Origin of the sequence: Microcystis sp. M20BS1 (genome assembly GCF_020245305.1) — a bacterium.
GTDB classification, from domain to species: Bacteria; Cyanobacteriota; Cyanobacteriia; order Cyanobacteriales; family Microcystaceae; genus Microcystis; species Microcystis ichthyoblabe_A.
In genome coordinates this window covers 1-5,646 of sequence record NZ_JADBUZ010000100.1, presented here as the reverse complement: position 1 = coordinate 5,646, position 5,646 = coordinate 1, and the positions used below count along the sequence as shown (strand labels likewise).

9 protein-coding genes are annotated in these 5,646 nt (G+C 38.8%); all 9 read left to right on the top strand.

Translation table 11 applies throughout. The features are described from left to right. Positions 1-490: DUF3782 domain-containing protein (locus tag IM507_RS10125; protein WP_287636956.1), on the top strand; the 490-nt coding region annotated here is incomplete at its 5' end. A 175-nt stretch (positions 491-665) separates the two neighbouring features. Further along, positions 666-1,103 (top strand): hypothetical protein, encoded by a 438-nt coding sequence (locus tag IM507_RS10120; RefSeq protein WP_287636955.1) that lies wholly within the window; start codon positions 666-668, stop codon positions 1,101-1,103. A gap of 17 nt (positions 1,104-1,120) precedes the next feature. Further along, positions 1,121-2,494 (top strand): NB-ARC domain-containing protein, encoded by a 1,374-nt coding sequence (locus tag IM507_RS10115; RefSeq protein WP_287636954.1) that lies wholly within the window; start codon positions 1,121-1,123, stop codon positions 2,492-2,494. Beyond that, complete coding sequence (locus IM507_RS10110; protein WP_287636953.1) at positions 2,475-3,719, top strand: tetratricopeptide repeat protein; 1,245 nt, start codon at positions 2,475-2,477, stop codon at positions 3,717-3,719. The genes IM507_RS10115 and IM507_RS10110 overlap by 20 nt, the downstream gene beginning before the upstream one ends. A gap of 72 nt (positions 3,720-3,791) precedes the next feature. Beyond that, positions 3,792-4,013, top strand: coding sequence for a hypothetical protein (locus IM507_RS10105; RefSeq protein WP_002736659.1), 222 nt, complete (start codon positions 3,792-3,794; stop codon positions 4,011-4,013). Further along, a complete protein-coding gene (locus IM507_RS10100) occupies positions 3,991-4,248 on the top strand; it encodes a ParE family toxin-like protein (protein ID WP_069475699.1) in 258 nt (85 codons plus the stop codon). The genes IM507_RS10105 and IM507_RS10100 overlap by 23 nt, the downstream gene beginning before the upstream one ends. 16 nt (positions 4,249-4,264) lie before the next feature. Then, a complete protein-coding gene (locus IM507_RS10095; protein ID WP_253860431.1) occupies positions 4,265-4,525 on the top strand; it encodes a tetratricopeptide repeat protein in 261 nt (86 codons plus the stop codon). Positions 4,526-4,670: 145 nt separating this feature from the next. Beyond that, on the top strand, positions 4,671-4,913 hold the full coding sequence (locus IM507_RS10090; protein WP_287636952.1) for a hypothetical protein: 243 nt from the start codon (positions 4,671-4,673) through the stop codon (positions 4,911-4,913). Between the two features lie 2 nt (positions 4,914-4,915). Continuing rightward, positions 4,916-5,323: a type II toxin-antitoxin system VapC family toxin gene (locus tag IM507_RS10085; protein WP_008197333.1), complete on the top strand. Its 408-nt coding sequence runs from the start codon at positions 4,916-4,918 to the stop codon at positions 5,321-5,323. Positions 5,324-5,646 lie beyond the last annotated feature (323 nt).

The following is a 5,646-nucleotide window of genomic DNA, read 5'->3' as shown; positions in this document are numbered from 1 at the left end:
ATCCCAACAAGAGTTATCCCAAGCTCAAAAAGAAACAGATAAGCAAATTAACAGAGTTAGTAAGCAGATTGGGGAGTTGGGCAATCGTTTAGGAGAGTTTGTCGAGTGGCAAGTGCGTCCTGCGGTGGTGCGTCTTTTTCAGGAGCGGGGTATTGATGTGCATGAGTTTCACCCCGGCATTTCGGTAAAACGGGATAATGAGGGTTTAGAGATTGATCTATTGGTAGTAAATGATACCGATGCCATTTTAGTGGAGGTCAAAAGTAAGTTAACTCAAAGGGATGTGGACGAGCATTTACAACGTTTGGCTAAGTTTAAGCGGTTAATGCCTCGTTTTCGAGATGTAAAGGCTTTGGGAGCGGTGGCAGCGATGATTGTTCCCAATGAGGTGGCGAGTTATGGTTGTCGTCAGGGTTTGTTTGTGTTGGTGCAGTCAGGGGAAAATGTAATAATTTTAAATGATGCGGAGTTTACGCCCCGGGTTTGGTAGGTTTAGCTTTCGTTCCACCCCCTCGCTAGGAGGAATGTATCTTAGAATACATTTTACCCACCAAATCCAAGAGAGCCATGAGAGTGGAGAGATTTAAAATTTAGAGATTTTATTTTTCTCCAAACGTTGAGAGTCTCACACCCAATTTGAATTACTATTAGAGGAAAATTTAAAAATGACTGAGCCATTAACAGCAGGTTTACTTGTCACCTTAGCAGTACAAGAGTTTGTGAAGTCTGGGACGGGGGATTTAGCGAAACGCTTTACGGCTGAAGCTTTGGCTAAGATTCCTGTTTTATGGGAAAAGATCAAAACTCGCTTAACAGGAAGATCGGAGAAAGTTAATGAAGCATTAGCTAAGGTTGAGAGGGGTGATAGTACAGCCGTTGAAACCTTGACTAAAAATTTGGATGTGATTTTGGATGAAGATCCTGCTTTTGCGAAAGAGTTAAAAGTTTTAGCGCAGACAATCCAAGCGGGTAAAATTCAGGATAACAGTAGTATGATTCAAAATATCTCTGATAATGCTAAGGGTTGGCAGACAAAGGTTGAGGGGGGAACTGCTTATATTGGAGAGATTCACATTAACCAAGGTCAACAACCTAAAACTTAAATCGAGGCTTATTGTCAATGACTGACCTAATTTCTGAACTTTGCCAATTGACGGCGGAAATCCTGCAAGATAATCCCCAAGCGGATCTCGCTCGATTGGTGGCGTTGGTCAAAACCAACATTGATGCTAATTCACAATTAACTGAGGCAATTCAAGATGATCGTCGGTTAGTTCAGATTAACAAAGGAGATGCAAAGGGGTTTCAAACTTTGGTGACGGGTGGAATTGCCAATATTGGGATTCACTTAAATGATGTTAATCGGGAGACTTTGCAAGAGGTTTTGCGAGAAGCTTTAGAGGATTTATTGAAGTCATTGCAACCTGTAGGTATTCCTGAGAATATTCCCCGTAGTGGTGTGACTAAGTTTGTGGGTCGGGAAGATGAACTTCTTACCCTACATAACCAGTTACAGCAAAATAAGGTGGTGGCGATTTCTGCGATCGCAGGGATGGGAGGTGTCGGGAAGACAGAACTGGCGATTCAGTATGCTGATTTGCATCAAGAAGATTATCAGGGTGGCTTATGTTGGTTATTTGCTAGAGATGTCAATATTGCTATTCAAATTGTGAGTTTTGCTAAGGCAAAAATCGAGCTTAAAATTCCTGATTGGATAGATAAAATTGAGGATCAGGTTTCTTTTTGCTGGCGTAATTGGCGATCAGGGAATGTGTTGATTATTTTGGATGATGTGGTCAATTATCCTATGATTGAACCCTATCTACCGCCGAAAGATTCACGTTTTAAGGTCTTGATGACTACGCGGTTAAAGTTTGGTTCTCCAATTCAAACAATCCCTTTAGAAGTTTTGAGTTTGGAAAATGCGTTAGAGTTATTAGAATCTATTATTGGCAAGGAACGCATCGGTAAAGAGCCAGAAATCGCGGAAACACTTTGTCGCTGGTTAGAGTTTTTGCCGTTAGGATTAGAGTTAGTGGGGCGTTATTTGAATGAGGTTCCAGACTTATCTTTATCTACTTTATTGTTCCGTTTACAGGAAAAAGCGAAAAAACGTCAAGCTCTCAAACATAAGGCTCTAGATGTAGAGAAAGAAACTCGAACTTCTACGGCTAAGTTAGGGGTGGAATCTGCTTTTAATTTGAGTTGGGATTTGTTGGACGAGTTGAGTCAACATTTGGGCAAGTTATTAAGTTTGTTTGCTAATGCACCTATTCCTTGGGAGTTAGCAGAACGGGTTGAGCAAAAATATTATTTAACGTATCCTGAAAAAGGCGAGTTTGATCTTGATGAATTAGAATTGGCGAGGGCAAAACTGCTCCGTTTTCATCTCTGCCAAAATATTGATCTACAGACTTATCGTTTACATTCTTTAATTCGAGAATTTTTTAGAGGCAAATTAGAAGGAGAAGAAGATGTCACAAACATTAGTTAAGGTTAAGCAAGAAACCGAGGCAGACCAACTAAAACGAGCCTTTGTTAAGGTAATGGTTGAAATTTCTCAAATCATTCCTGAAACACCAACTTTAGAAGATATTGCTATTTTTGAACCTTCTATTGAACACCTCAAGATTGCCCCCGATAACTTAATCGAATGGCTAGATGATGATTATTTAATTTCGGCATTTGTTGGGGTAGCACGGTTTTATAAGGGGCAAGGGCAGTATAACTCAGCAGAAAGATATTTTGATAATTGTCTCGAAGCGGTACAATCTCGCTTAGGAGACAATCATCCCGATGTGGCAACTTCCCTCAACAATTTAGCAGGATTGTACCAATCCCAAGGCAGGTACACAGAAGCGGAACCTCTCTATCTAGAAGCATTAGATTTGCATAAACGACTCTTAGGAGACAATCATCCCGATGTGGCAACTTCCCTCAACAATTTAGCAGCATTGTACCGTTCCCAAGGCAGGTACACAGAAGCGGAAGCCCTCTTTTTACAAGCATTAGATTTGAGAAAACGACTCTTAGGAGACAATGATCCCCATGTGGCAACTTCCCTCAACAATTTAGCAGGATTGTACAAATCCCAAGGCAGGTACACAGAAGCAGAACCTCTCTATCTAGAAGCATTAGATTTGAGAAAACGACTCTTAGGAGACAATGATCCCCTTGTGGCACAATCCCTCAACAATTTAGCATCATTGTACGAATCCCAAGGCAGGTACACAGAAGCGGAACCTCTCTATCTAGAAGCATTAGATTTGTATAAACGACTCTTCAGAGACAATCATCCCCTTGTGGCAACTTCCCTCAACAATTTAGCACAGCTGTACAAATACCAAGGCAGGTACACAGAAGCGGAACCTCTCTATCTAGAAGCATTAGATTTGTATAAACGACTCTTCAGAGACAATCATCCCCTTGTGGCAACTTCCCTCAACAATTTAGCAGAATTGTACTATTTCCAAGGCAGGTACACAGAAGCGGAACCTCTCCTTCTAGAAGCATTAGATTTGAGAAAACGACTCTTAAGAGACAATCATCCCGATTTGGCAACTTCCCTTAACAATTTAGCACAGCTGTACAAATACCAAGGAAGATACTTAGAAGCGGAACCTCTCTATTTACAAGCTTTAGCAATTGCCGAGCAAGCTTTAGGGGAGAATCATCCTACTACTGTTAGGATTCGGGAAAACTTAGAGTCGCTTCCGTAGGATGGGTTATTAACCCATCCGATAATACAACAATATAAAATAATACAATCACCTTCAATCAACCAAACAATCATGACTACACTCAAAGATATTGAATCCGCGATTCTCCAGTTGCCTGACGAAGAAATCCATCAATTATCAGCTTGGTTACAAGACTATCTTGATGATAGTTGGGACAAACAGATAAAAAACGATCTCGAATCAGGGAAACTCGATCGACTATTACAAAAAGTCAACAATGATATCAGTAACAATCAAGTTAAGCCTTTAGATGAAATCCTTAACAACTCCTGATTTTTGGCAATGTTATGCCAACTTATCTCCCTACATTAAGCAACAGGCCAAAAAAGCCTATCGTCTCTGGATTAGTAATGTTTTCCATCGATCATTACATTTCAAGAAAGTAGGGAAAAATGTCTGGTCAGTCCGAATAACTGAGAATTATAGAGCTTTAGCATTGAAAAAAGGTGAAGATTATTACTGGTTTTGGATTGGTTCTCATGATGAGTATGAAGAGTTAATTAAATAGAAGGAGAAAATTAACCATGCTAGATCCTAAAGAATTTCGCAATATTATCCACCAAGATTTTACTGAAGTTACCTCACAGGAATTTCTGGCAAATCAAAAAAAATACTGTCCAGAAATTTTTGAAGGCGATAACTATCCCAATATCACTGAAAATCTTAATAATTTAGCAAAACTCTACCAATCTCAAGGAAGGTACGCGGAAGCTGAACCCCCTCTATTTACAAGCTTTAGCAATTGCCGAGCAAGCTTTAGGGGAGAATCATCCTGCTACTGTTAAGATTCGGGAAAACTTACAAACGCTGCGACAACAGCAACATCCATCGTCTTAACTGTGATTGATGGGATTATGGGATGGACTATAATTGAATTAATCACTGATAACTGATATAGGCTATAGTTGAAGAACTTACAAAGGTAAAATTATGACCATTAAAGAACAACTAATTCATGAAATTGAAACAGTATCCGATGAGGTAATAGAAGAAGTTTTTGACTTTTTATTGTTAGCCAAAATCAAACATAATCGATCGCAAGAACAATCTAAACCTTTCGCGCGATTTATCGAAGAACTCACTGCTGATATTCCTCAAGAAGTTTTAGATACCTTACCAACCGATAGTGCAGAGCAACATGATCATTACATCTACGGTACTCCTAAACATTAACCATGAAGCAAATTTTTGCCGACACCTTTTATTGGATCGCTTTACTCAACCCCAAAGATGACTGGCATCAAATCGCACTCAACTATGCTCATAATTGTATCAATGATCAACTAATAACAACGGATGGCATTATTGATGAGATACTGAACTATGCTTCATGTAGAGGAACTATTATGAGACAGAAAGCACTCTTAATGTGTACGCAAATGCTACGGGAAAAAACAATACAAGTTATTTCCTATACACCAGAATTACGTCAATTAGGTTTTGAATTATATAAACAACGGTCAGACAAAGGTTATAGTATTACAGACTGCATATCAATGATAATTATGCAACAAATGGATATTTTTGAAGTGCTTACCCATGACAAGCACTTTACCCAAGAAGGTTTTATTATTCTTTTTTAAAAAATAGAACTACTATAAAATGGAGTCAACGACTATTAGGAAAAATCACTCTACTATTGTTCAAATTCGGAAAAGTTTACAAATGATGCGACAACAGCAATATCCATCGTCTTAACTGTGATTTATGGGATTATGGGATGGACTATAATTGATCATTGATGAAGACTTGCTGAATACAACACAATCATAGTATTCATTCAATCATTTCAATCATAGTTTGGACTTATTATGGGATTATGGGATGGACTATAATTGATCATTGATGAAGACTTGCTGAATACAACACAATCATAGTATTCATTCAATCATTTCAATCATAGTTT

Bases quoted from the DNA above. Each gene is read 5' to 3' on its own strand.
- IM507_RS10120 (WP_287636955.1), top strand. From the start codon at position 666: ATGACTGAGCCATTAACAGCAGGTTTACTTGTCACCTTAGCAGTACAA.
- IM507_RS10115 (WP_287636954.1), top strand. From the start codon at position 1,121: ATGACTGACCTAATTTCTGAACTTTGCCAATTGACGGCGGAAATCCTG.
- IM507_RS10110 (WP_287636953.1), top strand. From the start codon at position 2,475: ATGTCACAAACATTAGTTAAGGTTAAGCAAGAAACCGAGGCAGACCAA.
- IM507_RS10105 (WP_002736659.1), top strand. From the start codon at position 3,792: ATGACTACACTCAAAGATATTGAATCCGCGATTCTCCAGTTGCCTGAC.
- IM507_RS10100 (WP_069475699.1), top strand. From the start codon at position 3,991: ATGAAATCCTTAACAACTCCTGATTTTTGGCAATGTTATGCCAACTTA.
- IM507_RS10095 (WP_253860431.1), top strand. From the start codon at position 4,265: ATGCTAGATCCTAAAGAATTTCGCAATATTATCCACCAAGATTTTACT.
- IM507_RS10090 (WP_287636952.1), top strand. From the start codon at position 4,671: ATGACCATTAAAGAACAACTAATTCATGAAATTGAAACAGTATCCGAT.
- IM507_RS10085 (WP_008197333.1), top strand. From the start codon at position 4,916: ATGAAGCAAATTTTTGCCGACACCTTTTATTGGATCGCTTTACTCAAC.